At 72.3% G+C, this 16,979-nt stretch carries 19 protein-coding genes; 5 read left to right on the forward strand and 14 right to left on the reverse strand.

Features of this window, described 5'->3' with window-relative positions; all coding sequences use genetic code 11:
- Positions 1–62: 62 nt before the first annotated feature.
- Complete coding sequence (locus RIU97_RS17075) at positions 63–1,025, reverse strand: helix-turn-helix transcriptional regulator (protein WP_404957653.1); 963 nt, start codon at positions 1,023–1,025, stop codon at positions 63–65.
- A gap of 141 nt (positions 1,026–1,166) precedes the next feature.
- Here RIU97_RS17075 and RIU97_RS17080 point away from each other — a divergent pair, with 141 nt between their 5' ends.
- On the forward strand, positions 1,167–2,567 hold the full coding sequence (locus tag RIU97_RS17080; RefSeq protein ID WP_404957655.1) for an MFS transporter: 1,401 nt from the start codon (positions 1,167–1,169) through the stop codon (positions 2,565–2,567).
- Positions 2,568–2,603: 36 nt separating this feature from the next.
- On the opposite strand, the gene RIU97_RS17085 is transcribed toward RIU97_RS17080, so the two are convergent.
- Genes RIU97_RS17085 through RIU97_RS17115 form a run of 7 tightly spaced genes read right to left on the reverse strand, consistent with a single transcriptional unit; the run spans position 2,604 to position 6,934 of the window.
- On the reverse strand, positions 2,604–3,311 hold the full coding sequence (locus RIU97_RS17085) for a contact-dependent growth inhibition system immunity protein (protein WP_404957657.1): 708 nt from the start codon (positions 3,309–3,311) through the stop codon (positions 2,604–2,606).
- Between the two features lie 12 nt (positions 3,312–3,323).
- Positions 3,324–3,623, reverse strand: coding sequence for an RNase A-like domain-containing protein (locus RIU97_RS17090; RefSeq protein ID WP_404957659.1), 300 nt, complete (start codon positions 3,621–3,623; stop codon positions 3,324–3,326).
- Positions 3,624–3,649: 26 nt separating this feature from the next.
- A complete protein-coding gene (locus tag RIU97_RS17095; RefSeq protein ID WP_404957661.1) occupies positions 3,650–4,231 on the reverse strand; it encodes a hypothetical protein in 582 nt (193 codons plus the stop codon).
- A gap of 13 nt (positions 4,232–4,244) precedes the next feature.
- A complete protein-coding gene (locus RIU97_RS17100) occupies positions 4,245–4,469 on the reverse strand; it encodes a hypothetical protein (protein ID WP_404957663.1) in 225 nt (74 codons plus the stop codon).
- A gap of 8 nt (positions 4,470–4,477) precedes the next feature.
- Entirely contained in the window at positions 4,478–6,184 is a 1,707-nt protein-coding gene (locus RIU97_RS17105) for an RNase A-like domain-containing protein (RefSeq protein ID WP_404957665.1), read from the reverse strand.
- Positions 6,184–6,489: a WXG100 family type VII secretion target gene (locus RIU97_RS17110; protein WP_404957667.1), complete on the reverse strand. Its 306-nt coding sequence runs from the start codon at positions 6,487–6,489 to the stop codon at positions 6,184–6,186. Before RIU97_RS17110 ends, RIU97_RS17105 begins: the two co-directional genes overlap by 1 nt.
- A gap of 22 nt (positions 6,490–6,511) precedes the next feature.
- On the reverse strand, positions 6,512–6,934 hold the full coding sequence (locus tag RIU97_RS17115) for a WXG100 family type VII secretion target (protein WP_404957669.1): 423 nt from the start codon (positions 6,932–6,934) through the stop codon (positions 6,512–6,514).
- Between the two features lie 244 nt (positions 6,935–7,178).
- Between RIU97_RS17115 and RIU97_RS17120 the strand changes: the two genes are divergently transcribed.
- Both RIU97_RS17120 and RIU97_RS17125 read left to right on the forward strand, forming a co-directional pair.
- Positions 7,179–7,382 carry a hypothetical protein gene (locus tag RIU97_RS17120; protein ID WP_404957671.1) on the forward strand — a complete coding sequence of 68 codons (204 nt, stop codon included), beginning with the start codon at positions 7,179–7,181 and terminating at the stop codon, positions 7,380–7,382.
- A gap of 190 nt (positions 7,383–7,572) precedes the next feature.
- On the forward strand, positions 7,573–8,742 hold the full coding sequence (locus tag RIU97_RS17125) for a lipase family protein (RefSeq protein WP_404957673.1): 1,170 nt from the start codon (positions 7,573–7,575) through the stop codon (positions 8,740–8,742).
- A 24-nt stretch (positions 8,743–8,766) separates the two neighbouring features.
- Here RIU97_RS17125 and RIU97_RS17130 read toward each other — a convergent pair whose 3' ends face one another.
- The 3 genes from RIU97_RS17130 to RIU97_RS17140 form a co-directional block, all read right to left on the reverse strand.
- Positions 8,767–10,320 carry an alpha/beta hydrolase gene (locus tag RIU97_RS17130; RefSeq protein ID WP_404957675.1) on the reverse strand — a complete coding sequence of 518 codons (1,554 nt, stop codon included), beginning with the start codon at positions 10,318–10,320 and terminating at the stop codon, positions 8,767–8,769.
- A gap of 450 nt (positions 10,321–10,770) precedes the next feature.
- Positions 10,771–12,711 (reverse strand): AMP-dependent synthetase/ligase, encoded by a 1,941-nt coding sequence (locus tag RIU97_RS17135; RefSeq protein ID WP_404957677.1) that lies wholly within the window; start codon positions 12,709–12,711, stop codon positions 10,771–10,773.
- Positions 12,712–12,910: 199 nt separating this feature from the next.
- Positions 12,911–13,393, reverse strand: coding sequence for a hypothetical protein (locus tag RIU97_RS17140; protein WP_404957679.1), 483 nt, complete (start codon positions 13,391–13,393; stop codon positions 12,911–12,913).
- Between RIU97_RS17140 and RIU97_RS17145 the strand changes: the two genes are divergently transcribed.
- On the forward strand, positions 13,386–14,177 hold the full coding sequence (locus RIU97_RS17145) for an AraC family transcriptional regulator (protein WP_404957681.1): 792 nt from the start codon (positions 13,386–13,388) through the stop codon (positions 14,175–14,177). The genes RIU97_RS17140 and RIU97_RS17145 overlap by 8 nt on opposite strands.
- On the opposite strand, the gene RIU97_RS17150 is transcribed toward RIU97_RS17145, so the two are convergent.
- Genes RIU97_RS17150 through RIU97_RS17160 form a run of 3 tightly spaced genes read right to left on the reverse strand, consistent with a single transcriptional unit; the run spans position 14,174 to position 16,417 of the window.
- The gene (locus RIU97_RS17150) at positions 14,174–15,136 is read right to left on the reverse strand and encodes a DUF1648 domain-containing protein (protein WP_404957683.1); all 963 of its coding nucleotides are present in this window, start codon (positions 15,134–15,136) and stop codon (positions 14,174–14,176) included. The two genes, RIU97_RS17145 and RIU97_RS17150, sit on opposite strands and share 4 nt — an antisense overlap.
- Positions 15,133–15,480 (reverse strand): GntR family transcriptional regulator, encoded by a 348-nt coding sequence (locus RIU97_RS17155; RefSeq protein ID WP_404957685.1) that lies wholly within the window; start codon positions 15,478–15,480, stop codon positions 15,133–15,135. Before RIU97_RS17155 ends, RIU97_RS17150 begins: the two co-directional genes overlap by 4 nt.
- Before the next feature lie 52 nt (positions 15,481–15,532).
- A complete protein-coding gene (locus RIU97_RS17160) occupies positions 15,533–16,417 on the reverse strand; it encodes an MBL fold metallo-hydrolase (RefSeq protein WP_404957687.1) in 885 nt (294 codons plus the stop codon).
- A gap of 130 nt (positions 16,418–16,547) precedes the next feature.
- Between RIU97_RS17160 and RIU97_RS17165 the strand changes: the two genes are divergently transcribed.
- Positions 16,548–16,976: a MarR family winged helix-turn-helix transcriptional regulator gene (locus RIU97_RS17165; RefSeq protein ID WP_404957690.1), complete on the forward strand. Its 429-nt coding sequence runs from the start codon at positions 16,548–16,550 to the stop codon at positions 16,974–16,976.
- Positions 16,977–16,979 lie beyond the last annotated feature (3 nt).

Consider the following 16,979-nt stretch of genomic DNA (forward strand, 5'->3'; position numbering starts at 1 on the left):
GTGTTGTCACCTACGCGTGTAACAGTCCCCAGCCTCGACGCATCCCCGTGAACTCACGTAGCTCACCTGAGTCCTTCGTCGATGCGGGTGCGCAGGGAGCGCAGCGCCCGCCTGAGCTCTGCCGGTTCGATGTCTGTGACGTCAGCGTCGAAAGTCAGGAGCAGTCCTGCCAGCCCTGCCCATGACCACGCACCGAGCGTGAGTCGGCAGCTGGAGTCGGTGTCGTGCTCGACCGTCGACCCGCCGGGGGCGAACCGGGCGACAATGGGCGCGGGTAGTGCGACGAGCGCCGACCCGCAACATGGCCATTCCGCCAGGGTGTCGCCGCGGTCGGGCGTGCTCATGACGAATGCGACCGGATCGCCGTGCGGGACGTCGCGGCGGTCGAAGGTTCTCCCCGTGGGCATGCGTGGTTCGAGGCGGTCGATGCGCATCGCGCGCCATCGGTCCGCGTCCGGTTCGAACGCGACGAGGTACCACCGTGCCGCCCACACGACGAGGTCGTGCGGTTCCAGCGTGAGCGTCGCCGGTTCGTCCTCGCCGGTGTAGTCCACGCAAACGACGTGCTGTCGGTTGATCGCGCCGCCGATGACGCGGATGATCTCGGCATCGATGGGTGCTGCGGGGAATTCCCAGTAGTTGCGCGCTGCGGAGACGCTGAACGACTCGGTGCGGATGCGGCTGCGGGCGGGCATCGCTTGCTGCAGCGTGGCGAGGGCGCGTGCCGAGTTCTCGCGGATGCCGGAGAGGATCGTGGGGACGGTCTGGAGCGCGACGGCCGCGGCGACTGCTTGGTCCTCGTCGAAGACGACCGGCGGCAAGCGGGTGGCGCGGCCGAGCCGGTAGCCTCCGCCCACCCCGCGCACGGCCTCGATCTCGTACCCGAGATCTCTGAGCGTGTCGATGTCGCGTCGCACGGTCCGAAGGGAGACTCCGAGCCTTTCGGCGAGCTCCTCGGCGGTCAGGGTGGCGCCGATACCGAGGATCGACAGCAGCCTGAGCGTCCGCGCGGAGGTCACAGCCATGATCCCGCCCCCCGGGAAAGCGGTCATTCGATGGCAACTATAACTGTGACGCTGGCCGGCATGACCGCTCCACAGACATCCCGAGAGGGCACACGTGCCCCCGACGCTCCCCCAGCACCCATCTCCGGCGCAGGCGCGAACGTGGCGCTCCTGGTCGTGCTGTTCAGCTCCTTCATGGACCTCGTCGACGCGACGATCGTCACCGTCGCGGCCCCTGCGATTGCCCGTGACATGGGAGCCGGCGACGCTCAGATCCAATGGACGATCGCCGCCTACACCCTCGCCATGGGCGCGGGACTGATCACTGGCGGACGGCTCGGTGACCAGTTCGGCCGCAAGCGCCTGTTCATGATCGGGCTGGTCGGCTTCATGGTCACCTCCGCGCTCTGCGCGCTCGCCGTCACTCCGGGAATGCTCATCGGCATGCGCGCCGCGCAAGGACTGACCGCGGGGATCATGGTCCCGCAGGTGTTCGGCGTAATCCGAGCATCGTTCGCCCCGGCCGAGCGCGCCAAGGCGTTCGGCGCCTACGGGGCCGTCCAGGGGCTCGCCTCGGTCGCAGGCCCACTGCTGGGCGGATTCCTCGTCGAGGCCGACCTGTTCGATCTGGGGTGGCGCACCATCTTCTGGATCAACGTCCCCATCTCGATCCTCGCCCTCGTCGTCGGGGCGAGGGTCTTGCCGGAGTCCCGTTCCGCCTCTACCGCGAGGCTGGACCTCGCGGGTGCCCTACTGGCGGCCTCGGGCATCCTGCTCCTCCTGCTGCCGATCATCCAGACCGGGACATGGGGATGGACCGCGGGCAGCTACGCCCTCCTGGCGGCCGGAATCATCCTGCTCGCGATCTTCCTCGCATACGAGCGCAGCCTCGCCGGCCGTGGGGGCGAACCCGTCTTCGACCCGGCCCTGCTCAGAATCCGCGCTTTCGCCATCGGCCTGAGCGCATCCGTGCTCTTCTTTGGCGGTATCGGATCGTTCTTCCTCACCCTGTCGGTCTACCTCCAGCTCGGCACCGGCCGGACCGCGTGGGAGACCGGCTTGGTGATCCTGCCCTATGCCCTCGGCTCGATCGTCACCTCAGGACTCGGCGTCGCTCTCGCCGCCAAGGCGGGCAGAGCCCTGCTGATCACCGGCTCGCTCACCATCGCGGCATCTCAGCTCGTGCTCTTGGCCGTCATCAGGGACGGCAGCGACCCCGGATTCTGGCTCCTCGCGCTCGGCCTGTTCATCGGCGGCCTCGGACTCGGCCTCGCCGCACCCATTCTCGTCAACGTCGTGCTCGCCGGTATCCCCGGACGCAATGCGGGCGCGGCGGGCGGCGTCCTCTCCACCGTCAACCAGATCGGCGGATCCATCGGCATCGCCGTTCTCGGAACGGTCTTCTTCGCCGCCGTCACCGGATCGACGACTGATGCGCCAGGACCGGCCGACTACGCTCACGCGCTCAGCATCGTCCTCGTCGTCACCGCGGTGCTCTACCTCGTGGCGGGACTCGTGATGCTCGCGCTCCCGAAGGCCGCGGCCGAGCACGTCGACCAGTGAACCCATGCGGGAGGAAGGCACAGTGACCATCGGCGTCTATGGGTTCGACGAGTCCGGATCGGGCCGCCTCTGGCCGTACTCGGGGCGGAACCGGGCCAGCTGATCGGCCACGACGGCCAGCCAGGCGCTCGGCGCGTAGGGGGCCGGCAGGTCGACCTCCATGCCCAGCTCGGCGATGCCGACCGCGTAGTCGATCTCCTCCAGGCCGAGGGCGAGCAGTTCGCGCACCTCACTCACGAGGCGCGCCACCAGGGTCGGGTCGGCCGAGTCCGCGTAGTCGCCGACGGCTGTTTCGTGGTCTTCGAACTCCGCGGGCATGTCCTGCGAGAACCAGCCGCCGAGGAACTGGCCGAGTTCCGGGAAGCGGGCGTGCCACTCCCAGTGCGTCTCGGGCAGCGCCGCCGGGGGCGGGACCCGGCCTTCCTCGATGCTCTGCCTGATGTGGTCGGCGAGCACCAGCAGCCACTGCTGGATCTCGGCCTCGGGCAGCCCGATGTCCGGGACCGGGTAGAACTCTCCGAGGCGCAGCCGCAGCCGGCCGGGCGGGTTCCGGGCGTAGGTGCGCAGCTGCTGCTCGGCGACCGCCAGGGCCCAGGGGCGGGTGTGCCAGGTGTGGCGCAGGTAGGCGGTGAGGGCCTGGCCGGGCCGGTCGGGGGTGTCGTCGGCGGTGAGGCCGGCGTACGCGCTGATCACCTGGTCGAGCTCGCCGTAGTGGCGGTCGAACTCCAGGGGCTTCATCGACATGGGCCTGTGCCTCTACAGGTAGATCGGGAAGTTGCCGTGCACGACGAAGCCGAGGGGGCTCGTCGGCTCGCGCCGCAGTACGACCCGCGCGGCCCGCACGTCCACGGCCCCGCGCCCGGCGAACGCCATGGCCTGGATCAGGACGCGGCCGACCGGCTCCTCGCGCGAGGGCCAGGCGGCCTCGATGGTGAGCCGGGGGCGGGTGCCCTGGGCGAGCCAGCGGTGGATGGCCTGCTCGTTGCGGGTGACGACCTGCTGGGCGGCCCACTGGGCGGTTTCCCGGTCGGGGTATGTGGCGGATCTGGTGAGCACGTGGTCTTCCCGGTTCGGCGGTGTGGTCAGGTGGACAGGAAGTTCCAGAACACGGCGACTTCGTCGTCGTTCACGGCGATCAGTCCGGCGTCCCAGTCGTACTGGCTGAAGGGGTCATGGGTCCGGAAGGGCTGTTCGCAGAAGTCCGGGTGGTCGCTCTTCCAGCCGAGGTTGGTGTAGAAGCGGGTGCCGTCGGGGAAGCGGGACAGGATCGCATCGGCCCGGCGTTCCGTCTCCGGCTTGCGTTCCTCCCAGCCCGGTGACGTGGAGAGGTCCAGGCGGCTCGTTCCGGCTCCGAGCAGGATGATCAGCGACCGCACCGAGGACCGCGGGATTTCGTCCACCCGCCCCCGGTAGCGTTCCGCATCCACAGGTGTGGAGGGCGTCTCCAGCCACGGGAACAGCGGATCGTCCAGACGCTCGTCCTCGCCCTCGTAGGGGTCGATGGATTCCCAGCCCCGCGGGTCCCGTGTTTCCAGACGCATGACCGCCCCGACGTCGAGCCACCACTCGTCGTGCTCGCGCGGAGCGACGCCGACGAACGTGCAGACCCACGTGTACAGCTTGAGCGCGTCGGCCCATGCTTCCGCATTCAGATCTTGCCGCATCAGTTTCCTGTCGTCAGATGGGTTCGAAGGCCCAGAACACGCCGACCTCGGCGTCGTTCACGGCGATGAGCCCGGCGTCCCAGCCGAACCGGCTGAACGGGTCCATCCCGGTCACGGGCTGTTCGTAGGAGTCCGGGTGGTCGCCCTTCCAGCCGAGGTTCGAATGGAAGCGCGTGTCGCCCGGGAAGCGGGACATGATCACATCCGCCCAGGTTTCCGAGGTCAGGGGTTCCATCATCCGTTCCACTACTCAGGCGCCGAGGTATAGACGACGAACGGCGGATTCAGGTTCGGGTCGTACTTGAGGTGAGACGTCACGCCGAGGGTGTCCCGGGCGGGCGCGATCGTGCCGGTGTCCTTGTCCGCCACGACGGTCCGACCGGTCGAGGCAGACCCGTTGAGCGGGCCCTCAAGCGGGACCGAGGGGACGCCGATGTGCAGGTCCTTCGCGGGCGGTGGGTTCTTGAGCCAGTCCTGGATCACCGAAGTGTTCTGTCGGACGTTGTACTGAGTGTATTTCTGCGCCGACTCCAGATCCGGGAAGGACGAGGAGGTGAGGATGTCGTACTTTCCGTTCGCGCGCTGCTCGTCCTTGATCCGCTGCAAGAGCTGTTCGTCCGTCTTGCCGACGTGCTTGTCGATGGTGTGGGCGCCGTTCAGCCCCTCGTTCGTCGCCAGGTCCAGCGAGTACATGTACGGGATCTGGCTCTCCCCGGCGAGCTGCCAGCTGTGTTCCTTCTTGAACTCGTTGAGCGCGCGGCCGCCGAAGCTGTGGGCGCGGGCGATCTCCGCCTGGTAGGTCGGGGCGCTCTTGATCGAGAAGTCGAGCTCGTGGACGAGGGCCTTGAGCTTGCCCGCCGCCTCGGTGAACTCCTTGTGGTAGGTCTCGACGACCGCGTCGCATCCCTCCTTGTCCATGTGGCTGCGGAACAGGAGCACGATCCGGCCGACGACCATGCCGACGGCGAGCCTGGTCAGGTTCATCAGGCTCAGGTCGGTGAGGTCCGAGGCCGTGGCCTTGGCCGCGTTGATGCCGGCCTGGCTGGTGAACTTCCTGGTCTTCTCACCGATGTCGGAGACGTGTTCCAGGATCTCGGCGACCTTCTCCGCCGTCTCCTTCAGGACGTCGACGATGGGGCGCCGCCCGGACGGCGGCTGGTCCTTGGTGGTCCGCCACTGGCGGCCCGTCTGGCTTCGGGCCCCCTGCGCGTCCATCTGCCGGCCCCACGCCGTGGTGCCCCAGATCGTCTGGCCGAAGGTCCGCATGGCGGCCTGCCACTCGCCCTTGTCCTTCGGGTCGGTGATCCCGGCGATGGCGGTGTTGAATTCGTCCGAGGCCTTCACGGCCTCCGAGCCGAGCTTCTTCCACGCCTTGGCCATGTCCCGGACCTCGTCGTCCTTGATGCCCGGGGTGATCTCGTGGACCTTGCCGAGGCGGAGGCCGTCCTCGATGGCGGGCCGGATGACGTCCGCGAGGAAGTCCGGGAACTCGCCGATGACGCCGGAGATCCACCACGAGTCGACGTCCTCGCCGGTGCCCGTCCACTTGACGGGGTTGACGGGTCCGTAGCGCGGAGGCTTGTTGATGACCACCGGCTCCGGCTGCCGGGCCGGCTGCGCGCCCTTGCGGCCGCTCGCCTCCCAGTCCGCCAGGACGTAGCTGTTGGCGGTGTGGTTCAGGCCGACGGCGGCTCCGCCGGCGCTGACCACGCTGCGGCCCCACGCTTCGAGGAACTTCGCGGTCACTTCCTGGTAGGCGTCCGCGAACGCGTCCGCGCCCCGGCCGGCGCCGGCGGACTGGTTGTACTTGTTCAGGACGTCCACGAGGACGAACGCCCGTTCGGCGTGCGCGAACTGGGCTTCCTTCACCAGGTCGGCCGCGTGGTGGACGTGCACCGGCTGGACGTCGAATCCACCGTTCGCCGCCGGGGAGGGCGGGGGCGTGCCGGCCATCAGGCGGCCCCCCAGCCGCGCAGCACGGCCCGGTGCGCGGCGGCGTAGGTGACGTGGCCGTTCACGACGATGTCGTGCAGCCAGGCCTGGGTGGCCTCCAGGTCCTGTGCGGACCGGTCCCATTTGTCGAGCTGGTCGACGAAGGTCTGGCGGGCCTCGCCGTCCCAGGTCAGGACGACCTTCTCGACGCGCCCGTAGAGCAGTTCCAGCTGCTCGTTGAGCGTCTTGAGGATCTCCTCGAGATCCCCGGCCATGCCCTGGAGCGTCGCGAAGTCCGCTGTTATGTGGTCGTCGCCGGACGGCATGAATCCCCCTCGTTCGATCCGGTCACAGGTCGGCGATGCGGCTGCGCGGCGCGGGCGGCGGCGCGGGCACCGTGTTCGGCGTGGACAGGGCGTCGGTCTCCGCCTGGACGTCCGCGGCGGACCGGACCCGCCGGAACGCGTCCAGCGTTTCGAGCTCCTGCGCCGTGAATCCGTCCTTGCTGAGGCGGACCGCCCTGGCCAGCAGCTTCATGGTGTCCCTGATGTGCACGGCGTCCTCCGCCGCCGCACGGTGCCTGGCCCGGTACACCTCCGAGGCCGGCCCGCGCCATCGCGCTTCGATGCGGTCGACGATCTCGTCCATCCGCAGGAGCTGCTTCTTCAGCACTTCCTGCATCGTGTCGAGATCGGCGGCAAGCGTTTTGAGTTTGCCGCCGTCCACCGTGAGATCTGCCGCGGCGCCGCCTGCCCCTGCCGAACTTCCCATACCGGGCCCAGCGTTCACGATGTCTCCCCCCGAGCATGCCGTCAAGAACCGATCGATATTGACGTTAGCAAACGCTGGGAAGGTGGGTCAGCGGGCCTCTCAGCCCGGCCCCGGCCCGCTGTCAAGTCCCGAGATCGAGTGGCGTGACGGGGTCGCTGCCACCGGGGCCCAATGGAGGCACGAGGCTCGGCCTCCGCATCCCGGCCGGCCGGGCCCCGCTCCCCACAGCGTGAAGGAGAACCCCATGACCACCATCCACCGCCTCACTCTCCTCAGGGCCGCCATCGCTGTGGGCGCGATACGAGTGGCCCCCAGCGCCATCGGCGCCTCCCCCGTCACCCCCTCGACCCCCTCCACCGACACCCTCATCCCCATGAGGCCCGCCCGCAGCGGGCCCGAGTCCGCCGGGCGGACGCCGCACGCCATCCGCGGGGCGCGCGCCGCCTGATACGGCACCCCAGGCGGGGAACGGCCGAGGCCGCCCCGGGAACACCCCTCACGGTGTTCCCGGGGCGGCCTCGGCCCTGTGCGTTTCCGGGCCAGGAAAGGTGAGCTGCGCGGTCAGCGACCTTCCTACCGGTCGGTCACTACCTTCACCTCACCGATCCCCGCACGGAACGAGCCTCTGGGAGCCCCCCATGCGTTTCCGCAGCACCGCCCTCGCCGCCGTGACCGCCCTGGCCGTCTCGGCCGTCCCGGCCGCGATCCCCACCGCCGGCGCCGCCACCGCCTCCGCCACCGGCGCCCCCGGCGCCCCCGGCGACATCGTCGGCAGCGCCCCGTCCGCCTTCCATCCGCTGCCCGGCCAGCCCACCCACACCAAGGCCTGGAAGATCCACTACCGCTCGACCACCGCCGACGGCGCCCCGAACATCGTCTCCGGCACCGTCATCGTCCCGCAGGACGGCCGCACCGGCCCGCGCCCCCTGATCACGTACGCCGTCGGCACGGTCGGCCTCGGCGACTCCTGTGCGCCGAGCAACAACCTCCCCCACGGCACCGCCATGGAAGCCAACCTCATCCAGCAGCTCACCCTCCGCGGCTGGGCCGTGGTCGTCACCGACTACGAGGGCCTCGGCACGCCGGGCGTCCACACCTACACGGTCGGCCCCTCCGCCGGGCACGCCGTCCTCGACGCGGCGCGCGCCGCCCAGCGGCTGCCCGGGACGGGTCTGTCGGCGGACGGCCCGGTCGGCATCATGGGCTACTCCCAGGGCGGCCAGGCCAGCAGCTGGGCCGCCGAGCTGCAGGGCTCGTACGCCCCGGAGCTCCAGGTGAAGGGCACGGCGACCGGCGGGGTCCCCGGCGACCTGCTGGAGGTGGCCGACTTCAACAACGGTTCCTACGGCGCCGGGCTGATCTTCATGGCGGCCGCCGGACAGGACGCGGCCTTCCCCGAGCTGAAGCTGGACTCCTACCTCAACCCGGCGGGCCGGCTGCTGGTCGCCGGGATGAAGGACCACTGCGTGGCGATCGACGCGATCGCCGGCTCCTTCAAGCGGATCTCCGACCTGACCACGCGCGACCCGCTGGCCCAGCCGGACTGGCGGGCCCGGCTGAACCAGAGCAGGCTCGGGCGGACCGCGCCGGCCGCGCCGGTGTACCAGTACCACGCGCTCGCCGACGAGCTGATCCCGTACGGGGTGGGCCGCCGGCTGCGCGCCGACTGGTGCGCGCGGGGCGCGAACCTCGAATTCGACACCGTCTGGGTCGGTGAGCACGTCAGCGGCGTGATCACGCACTCCCTGGCGGCCGGGAACTGGCTGGCGGACCGCTTCGCGGGCCGCTCCACGCACGCCAACTGCTGATCCCGCGCGCCCCCGTCGGGGGGATCACTCCCCGGCGGGGCAGGAGCGCGTCGCGGGCGGCAGCCGCCCGTCGAGCAGGAAGCGGTCCACGTACTCCCGTACGCAGGGCGAGGCCGGGTAGCCGGTGTGCCCGTCGCCCCCGTGGTCCACGACCACCGCCGAGCCCAGCCGCTCGGCGGTATCCCGCGTCCACGCGTACGGGGAAGCCGGGTCGCCTCGGGCGGCGACCAGCAGCATCCGCGCGGCGCCCGGGTGGCGGATCCGGCGGATGAAGTCGGTGCCGGCGGGCCGCCCGTGGCAGGAGAGCACGGCCGACAGCTGCGGCGGCCCGAAGATCTCCGAGGCGCTCCGGAACTCGCCCTCCAGGTCGGCCAGTTCCCGCTCGACGCCGGCCGCGGTGGCCCGGTCGCCCGACCGGTCGGGGTCGTCGGCGCAGTTCACGGCGACCCGGGCGGCCGCGCCGTTGTCGGCGGGCACCGGGGCTGCGGCGGCGTCCGGCCCGGCCTCGTCCCGAGGGTCCGTCGGGCCCGTCGGGCCCGTCGGGCCGCCGAGCTGCAGCAGCGCGGCCGGGTCCCCGCCCCGCTCTGCCCTGGACAGCGCCCGGGCGAGCGCGGGCCACCGGCTCCGCGCGTCCACGGCTGCGGCGATCGCGGCCACGGCGTCCTGCCCGGTGCCGTACGAGCCGTCGGGGCGGAGCAGAGGCTGCGCGTCGAGCCGCGCCACCAGGGCGGCGACCTTCTCCTCGGCGGTGCGGGGGTCCGTCCCGTGCACGCAGTCCCGCTGGGTGGCGCACCAGGCGAGGAAGCCGTCGAGGGCCCGCTGCTGGGCCCGCGCCGCCACGAGCGCACGCGCGGCCAGCGGTTGGGTGAGGGTGCCGACGCCGTCGAGGACCATCCGGCCGGTGCTCCGGGGGAACTGCGCGGCGTACACGGCTCCGAGCCGGGACCCGTAGGAGAAGCCGAGGAAGTTGAGCTTCTGGTCCCCGAGGGCCCGGCGCACCACGTCCATGTCGCGGGAGACGTTGACGGTGCCCATGTACGGGAGGACCGGGCCGGAGGCGAGTGCGCACCGCCCGGCCACGGCGCGCAGGGCGGCCAGCAGACCGGCGGTGTCGGCGGCGGCCTCCTCGCCGGTCTGCTGGGAGCCGCCGCAGGAGACGGGCTCGCTGTGGCCGACCCCGCGGGGGTCGAAGGCGATGAGGTCGTAGCGCTCGCCGAGGCGGGCGAGGATCCCGGCGTGGCCGGCGGCCAGACTCGCGATGCCGGGGCTGCCGGGGCCGCCGAGGTTCAGCAGGAGCGAGCCGAGGCGCCGCGCGCGGTCGGTGGCGGGGATCCGGGCCAGGGCCACCGCGACCGTGCCTTTGGCCGGGGCGGCGTGGTCGAGCGGTACGTCCACGGTCCCGCACCGCATCCGGGCGGGGACGGGCTGTTCGGGGCACTCGCCCCACCGGATGCGCCGGCCGTGGAGGTCACCGGCGGACGCGGGCGCAGGCTTCGGCCCGGGGGCCGGGGCGGCCACCAGCGAGGCGAGGAGCAGGGCGCAGGCGCCCACGACGGCAGGGGCGGCGGAACGACGCACAGCACCCTCCTCGGACGATCCCCCGGGCCCCTCCGCCACCCTAGACCGCCTCCCCCCACCCCGCCCGACGGCCGCCGGGCGGACGCAGCGCAAGGTCCGGCCACGGACGCCGGGCAGGCGCCGCGCGGAAACCGGCACGGACGCCAGGCAGGCACCGGGCGGGCGCCAGCACGGACGCCGGGCGGGGCCCGTCACGAGGTCTGGCACGGGCGCCGGGCGGGCGCCAGCACGGACGCCGGGCGGGGCCCGTCACGAGGTCCGGCGCGGGCGCCAGGCGCGCACCGGCACGGACGCCGTGGCGGACGCCAGGCGGGGTCCTGCCCGGGCGCCGGGCAGGCACCGGGCGGGCGCCGGCACCGACGCCGGGCGGGGTCTCCGGCCCGAGGGCCGGTACGGGCGCCGGGCGGGGTCCGGACCCCGGCGCCAGGCGGGGGACGGCGCGGGCGTCGGCTAGCTGGGGGCGCTCGGCCCACGCCTGCTCGGCCCGCCGCCAGGCGCCCGGTACAGCTCCTCGATGCGGTCCGCGTAGTCGCGGGCGACCGCGCCGCGCTTGAGTTTCATCGACGGGGTCAGGTGGCCGCGCGCCTCGGTGAAATCGCCGGGCAGGACGGCGAAGCGGCGGATCGACTCGGCCCGCGACACCAGCCGGTTCGCGTCGTCGACCGCCCGCTGGAGGTCCGCCAGCAGTTCCTCGTCCCGTATCAGCTCGCGCATCGGCACGCCCTGCTTCTTGTGCATCTGGCGCCAGTGCTGCAGCCCGTCGGGCTCCAGGGTGATCAGCGCGGTGATGTACGGCCGGTTGTCGCCGACCACCATGCACTGGCCGACCAGCGGGTGGGCCCGCAGCCAGTCCTCCAGGGGTGCGGGGGCCACGTTCTTGCCGCCCGAGGTGATGATCAGGTCCTTCTTGCGGCCGGTGATCGTGAGGTACCCGTCGGCGTCGAGCTCCCCGATGTCGCCGGTGGCCAGCCAGCTCCCGTACGGGAGGGCGTGCCCGCTGTTCCAGTAGCCGGCGAAGACGTGCCCGCCGCCCAGCAGCACCTCGCCGTCGTCCGCGATCCGTACGGCCGTGCCCGGAAGCGGCCAGCCCACCGTGCCGAGCCGGGGGTGCTGCGGCGGGGTCACGGTGCTCGCGCCGGTGGTCTCCGTCAGTCCGTAGCCCTCGAAGACCTCGATGCCGGCGCCGGTGTAGAAGGCGGCGAGCCGCCGGCCCAGCGGGGATCCGCCGCTCAGGATGTAGCGGACGCGGCCGCCGAGTGCGGCCCGGATCCGCCGGTAGACGAGCGGGTCGTACAGGGCACGGCCGGCGCGCAGCACGAGCCCGGGGGCCTTGCCCTTCGCCAGTTCGCCGAGGCGCTGCGCGATGCGGGCGGCCCGGTCGAAGGAGGAGGCCCGGCCCATGCTCTCGGCGGTGGCCCGGGCGGTGTTGTAGACCTTCTCCAGTACGTACGGGATGGCCAGGAGGAAGGTCGGCCGGAAGCCGGCGAGGTCGGCGAGGAGTTCCTCGGTGCTGATGCTGGGCGCGTGTCCGAGCTTGACGCGGGCCCGCATGCAGCCGATGGCCACCATCCGTCCGAAGACGTGGCTGAGCGGGAGGAAGAGGAGGGTGGAGGCCGGGTCCTTGCTGACGGACTTGAAGACGGGGTGCAGCAGCTCCACCGCGTTGTCCACCTGGGCGAAGAAGTTGGCGTGGGTGATCACGCATCCCTTGGGCTGCCCGGTGGTGCCGGAGGTGTAGATGAGGGTGGCGACGGTGTCCGGCGTGCGGGCGTCCCGGCGGGCGTGCACCAGCGCGTCGGGGATGCGCTCCCCGGCCTTGATCAGCCGGGCCACGGCGCCGGTGTCGAATTCCCACAGGTGCGCCAGCCAGGGCAGGTGGGCCCGCTCGTTGCTGATGAGCCGGGCCTGCGCCGTGTCCTCGACGGCGCAGGCCACGGCTCCGGAGTCCTGGATGATCCAGCGGGCCTGGAGGGCGGAGGAGGTGGGGTAGATCGGTACGGTGACCAGCCCGGCCGCCCATCCGGCGAAGTCGAGCAGGGTCCACTCGTAGGTCGTACGGGCCATGATCGCCAGCCGGTCGCCCTCGCGCAGCCCCTCGGCGATCAGGCCCTTGGCGACGGCGAGCACCTCGGCCGCGAACTCGGCGGCGGTGACGTCGCGCCAGGACCCGTCCCGCTCCTTGCGGGCGAGCACCGCTTCGCCGGGGGCCTCCCGGGCGTTGTCGAAGGGGAGGTCCCCGAGGGATCCCCGCTGCGGCGGTCCCACCAGCGCGGGAACCCGTACCTCGCGCACCACCCCGTCGACCACGGTTTTGACGGGTTCGACGGAACGGACGGGGCTGACGGGACCGGTGGGCCTGACGGGCCTGACCGGCTTCAGCTCGGCTCCCATGGCGCACTCTCCTTGGCTCGGCACGAGCGTTACCGCGGGTAATTTACGTAGCGGTAACTCGGCCTGACCAGCCCCTGGAGCCCTTCTTCACGGACGCTCCACCCCACTGACACCGATCGGTGCCACGGACACCGATGTGTGCCGCACGCGTGGAGACCAGCGCCTCACCCTTGTGGATCAGTGCCACATCAGTGCCACATCAGCGCCACACCCCGGTCGTGGCGGTGCGGCGGACGTAGTCGGCGAAATCGCGGGGCTCACGGCCGAGTGCCCGCTGCACGCCGTCGGCGAGGGTGGCGAAGCGGCGCTCCTCGATCCAGCCGTCGAGCAGGTTCAGCAGGGCGACGTAGTCCTCGGGCAGGCCCTTCCCGAGGGCGTAGGCCGCGTACTCCTGCGCCGGGACGGGGCGGTAGGCGATGTCCCGGCCGGTGGCCCGGGCGATCTCCTCGACCACGTCGCCCAGGCTCAGCAGCCGCGGTCCGGTCAGCTCGTAGGCCTGCCCGCCGTGCCTCTCCTCGGTGAGGGCGGCCACGGCGACGTCGGCGATGTCCTCGGCGTCGACGAACGGCTCGGTGCCGTCCCCGGTCGACATCACGAACTCGCCGTCGAGCAGCTGCCCGCGGTAGAAGGGGTCCTCGGGCGACGCCGAGCCCGTCGCACTCGACCGCGGAGACGTGGCCATCGTGGTGGGGGGCCGGCCGTTCACCATCGCCGACACCGCCGGCCCCGCCGACGACGGCCCGGTGGCGCCGCCGCTGTACGTGGTGCACGGCCCCGACCACTGCACGACGGCCGACGGCGCGGAGATCAGCGAGGAGCTCGTACTGGGCGTGCGCACCTGCGGGAACAGCCTGGACGCCGATGCCCCGAACGTGCTGCTCACCGGCAGCTACCACGTCGGCGGCCGGGTCTCGGAGCGGCTGCTGAGCGCGCTCCCCCGGGTGCTCGTGGTGCGCTACGGCGGCGAACCCGGCCCGATCCTCGACCTGACGGCCCTGGAGATCAGCCGGGACGACCCCGGCCAGCAGGCGGTCCTGGACCGGCTGCTGGACCTGCTGCTGCTGTCCACGCTGCGGGAATGGTTCACCTGCCCCGAGTCCGACCCGCCCGGCTGGTACCGGGCGCTCGGCGATCCGGTGGCGGGCCCGGCGCTGCGCCTGATCCACGACCGGCCCGCGCGGCCGTGGACGGTGGCGGCGCTCGCCGAGGAGGCCGGCGTATCGCGGGCGACGCTCGCCCGCCGCTTCGGCGAGCTGGTCGGCCAGCCGCCCATGGCGTACCTGACGGGCTGGCGGCTGGCCTTGGCGGCCGATCTGCTGGTGCGCTCCGAGGCCACGGTGGAGTCGATCGCCCGGCAGGTCGGCTACCGCAGCGCCTTCGGCCTGAGCGTGGCCTTCCAGCGGGTGTACGGCACCCGCCCGAGCCACCACCGCGCGGCCGCCGGCTCGGTCCGCAGCGCCTCCTAGGATCCCGGAGGCGTCGAGCGGCTCATCTTCGTGAAGGAGTCGAGGAGGGACGCACCGCGGGCGGCGTCGTCGACGCTCACCGCGAAGTCCTTGCCGCGGGAGCGGACGACCAGGCATTCTCCGGCGCGCAGCATCACCGTCGTGCCGAGCCCGCTGAACCGGTAGCCCCAGCCGCCGACCTGGGCGGGCGTGCGGTGTTCGGCGCGGGCCGACTCGATGTCCGCGGCGGCCCAGCGCCGTACGGGCCACCCGAGAGGCCCGAAGCCGACCTCCAGCCCCTGCCCGGTGACCCGTGCCCGTACGGAGGAGAGGACGAGCACCGCGAGAGCGGCGAAGCCGAGCGGCACGACCAGCCGCCACGCCGGCCCGAGCAGCCCGCCCGCCCCGGCGACCGCGGCGACGGCCGCGAGGGCTCCCAGCACGCCGGCGGTCAGCCGGAGCCACGGGTTCGAGGTCCGAGCGAGCCATACGAGCCGCTCACCTGCGGGGATGTCCATACGGGGGCCGCCGGCTGCCGAGGCCACGGCCCCGAGCGACCCCTGACGGCTGATCATCGCGCCGACCAGAGCCGCCAGTACCGCCGCGGCGAGCACCGCCGCCACCACCCGGCCGTCCACCGGATCGGCCTGCCGCCAGTCCTCGTGGTCCAGGTTGGCCCGTACGATCGCGGCCTGCGCACCGGCCAGGAACACACCGCTGGGCAGCAGTACGGCCGCGGCCCGGGCCCGCGTCACGGCGAACACCGCGACCCCCAGCACCCATACGGCCCACATCGCGAGCGGGAAGGCCATCGCGCCCCAGAACGGCATGGCCCCGTCGGGCGCCGCGCCGGAACCGCCGCCCCAGTGGGTGGCCATCCGATCCGGCAGCCGCCCGCTCGCCGCCAGCGGCAGCGCCACCAGCACCGCCGCGACCCCGGCCACCCAGCCGACCGCCCCCCGCACCCCGCCCTCGCTCACGACGCCCCCTCGATCATGGCGACGAGATCGGCCTTGCCGTAGCCCAGGCGGGCCCCGTCGGCCACCAGCTCGCGTACCCGTTCCAGCAGGGCGGAGCGCGTGTCGGCCCCGCCGGCCACGGTCACCCCGCGCCCCCGCCGGAACTCCAGCACCCCCTCGTCGCGCAGGGCGCGCAGCCCGCGCAGGACGGTGTTCGCGTTCACCCCGAGCGCCTGCGCGAGATCCCGCGCGGGCGGCAACCGGTCCCCGGGGGCGCACTCCCCCTCGGAAACGGCCCGCCGCACGGCCCCGGCCACCTGCTCGTGCAGCGGCCGGTCGTCCGCGATGTTCAGCCTCAGCAACATGGTGCTATCGACGCTAGCACCATATCTCTCGCTTGATCCAGCGGTTCAGACGTCACACGTCCAGGGGGCGCCAGGCCGGGCCCTCTCCATCCCGCTGGACGCGACCGAACACCACGTCGGCGAAGTGGACGCCGAAGCCGATCGTGTCGGGCTCCGCCAGCTCGGCGACGAGGCGGTGGCGGTGGTCGGCGGTCCGCGCCTGGTCGTGGTCGAAGGCGGAGGACCACTCGGGGTGGTCGATCTGGATCGGCGAGTGCACGGCGTCACCGAAGGCGATCAGTCGCCGTCCGCCCCCGGTGATGACGTACTCGGCGTGCCCGACGGTGTGGCCGGCGGTGATCCGCACGCGCACGCCGGGGAAGATCTCCTGCCCGTCCGTGACCGTACGCACGCGCGGCGCGAGGGCCGCGACCTGCTCGGTCATGCCCTGGGCCTCCAGGAGGTCGCGGCGGTCCCACTCCGGCTCGGAGACCAGGTAGTCGGCGTGGCCGAACACCAGCCGGCCGGTGCCGGGGGCGGGATGGCAGGCCCAGCCGAGGTGGTCGGCGTGGAGGTGGGTGAAGGCCACCGCTTCGATGTCCTCGGGGCGCCGGCCGAGGGCGGCCAGGCCGTCCGTGAGCGCACCGCCGTGGATCCTGCTGATGGGGCCTTCCGGAGCCTCGTGCGTCTGCGGGCCGAAGCCCGCGTCGATCAGCAGCGCGCGGTCGCCGTGCTCCACCAGCAGGGCGCCGACGCTCCCCACGAGGTGGCCCGTGGCGTCCAGGTACTCCGGGTGTGCGGCCCACACCTCGTCGGTGGTGCCCGGGAGCACGCTCAGCGGCCGGAGCCGCACGTCGCCGTCCGGCACGTACGACACCCTCGTGTCGCCCAGCCGTATGGAGCGGATCCCCGCCGGCCGACGCAGCCGCACGTCCTGGTCCACCGTCAAGTCAGCCATGGGTCCTCTTCCGTGAGTCGTCATCAGGTCGCGGCAGCGTTCCCCGCAGCGACGACGTCACCATAAACATCAAGCTCGAATCATTCAAGCTGGAAATATTCAGTCTTGACGGACTTGCTAGGGTGGTGGCATGACGACGCCCCCCGAACAGCAGGTGATCGCCGAGCGCCAGCTGTGCGGCCTGGTGAACGGACTGGCCCAGCGGATCGCCGAGCACGTGCGGGAGCGTGCCGCCACCCTCGGCCTCACCGCGCCCCAGGCGACCGCGCTGCGGGAGATGAGCGGGCCGATGACCATGCGGGAGCTCGCCGAACGCATGAGCTGCGAGCCCTCCAACACCACCTTCGTCGTCGACAAGCTGGAGAAGCAGAGCCTGGTCGAGCGCCACCCGCACCCCACGGACCGCCGCGCCAAGCACCTCGTCCTCACCGCCGAGGGCACCGCGCTGCGCGAACGCCTCCTCGCGCTCCTCGCCGTGGACTCCCCCCTGTCCGGCCTCAGCCAGCAGGAACAGCGCGCCCTGCACGGCCTCCTGGAACAGGCCGTCACCTCTCCCTGAGCC

This window comes from Streptomyces sp. 147326 (assembly GCF_045000215.1).
Lineage (GTDB): Bacteria > Actinomycetota > Actinomycetes > Streptomycetales > Streptomycetaceae > Streptomyces.

Bases quoted from the DNA above. Each gene is read 5' to 3' on its own strand.
- RIU97_RS17075 (WP_404957653.1), bottom strand. From the start codon at position 1,025: ATGGCTGTGACCTCCGCGCGGACGCTCAGGCTGCTGTCGATCCTCGGT.
- RIU97_RS17085 (WP_404957657.1), bottom strand. From the start codon at position 3,311: ATGTCGATGAAGCCCCTGGAGTTCGACCGCCACTACGGCGAGCTCGAC.
- RIU97_RS17095 (WP_404957661.1), bottom strand. From the start codon at position 4,231: ATGCGGCAAGATCTGAATGCGGAAGCATGGGCCGACGCGCTCAAGCTG.
- RIU97_RS17100 (WP_404957663.1), bottom strand. From the start codon at position 4,469: ATGATGGAACCCCTGACCTCGGAAACCTGGGCGGATGTGATCATGTCC.
- RIU97_RS17105 (WP_404957665.1), bottom strand. From the start codon at position 6,184: ATGGCCGGCACGCCCCCGCCCTCCCCGGCGGCGAACGGTGGATTCGAC.
- RIU97_RS17110 (WP_404957667.1), bottom strand. From the start codon at position 6,489: ATGCCGTCCGGCGACGACCACATAACAGCGGACTTCGCGACGCTCCAG.
- RIU97_RS17115 (WP_404957669.1), bottom strand. From the start codon at position 6,934: ATGGGAAGTTCGGCAGGGGCAGGCGGCGCCGCGGCAGATCTCACGGTG.
- RIU97_RS17120 (WP_404957671.1), top strand. From the start codon at position 7,179: ATGACCACCATCCACCGCCTCACTCTCCTCAGGGCCGCCATCGCTGTG.
- RIU97_RS17125 (WP_404957673.1), top strand. From the start codon at position 7,573: ATGCGTTTCCGCAGCACCGCCCTCGCCGCCGTGACCGCCCTGGCCGTC.
- RIU97_RS17135 (WP_404957677.1), bottom strand. From the start codon at position 12,711: ATGGGAGCCGAGCTGAAGCCGGTCAGGCCCGTCAGGCCCACCGGTCCC.
- RIU97_RS17140 (WP_404957679.1), bottom strand. From the start codon at position 13,393: ATGGCCACGTCTCCGCGGTCGAGTGCGACGGGCTCGGCGTCGCCCGAG.
- RIU97_RS17155 (WP_404957685.1), bottom strand. From the start codon at position 15,480: ATGTTGCTGAGGCTGAACATCGCGGACGACCGGCCGCTGCACGAGCAG.
- RIU97_RS17160 (WP_404957687.1), bottom strand. From the start codon at position 16,417: ATGGCTGACTTGACGGTGGACCAGGACGTGCGGCTGCGTCGGCCGGCG.
- RIU97_RS17165 (WP_404957690.1), top strand. From the start codon at position 16,548: ATGACGACGCCCCCCGAACAGCAGGTGATCGCCGAGCGCCAGCTGTGC.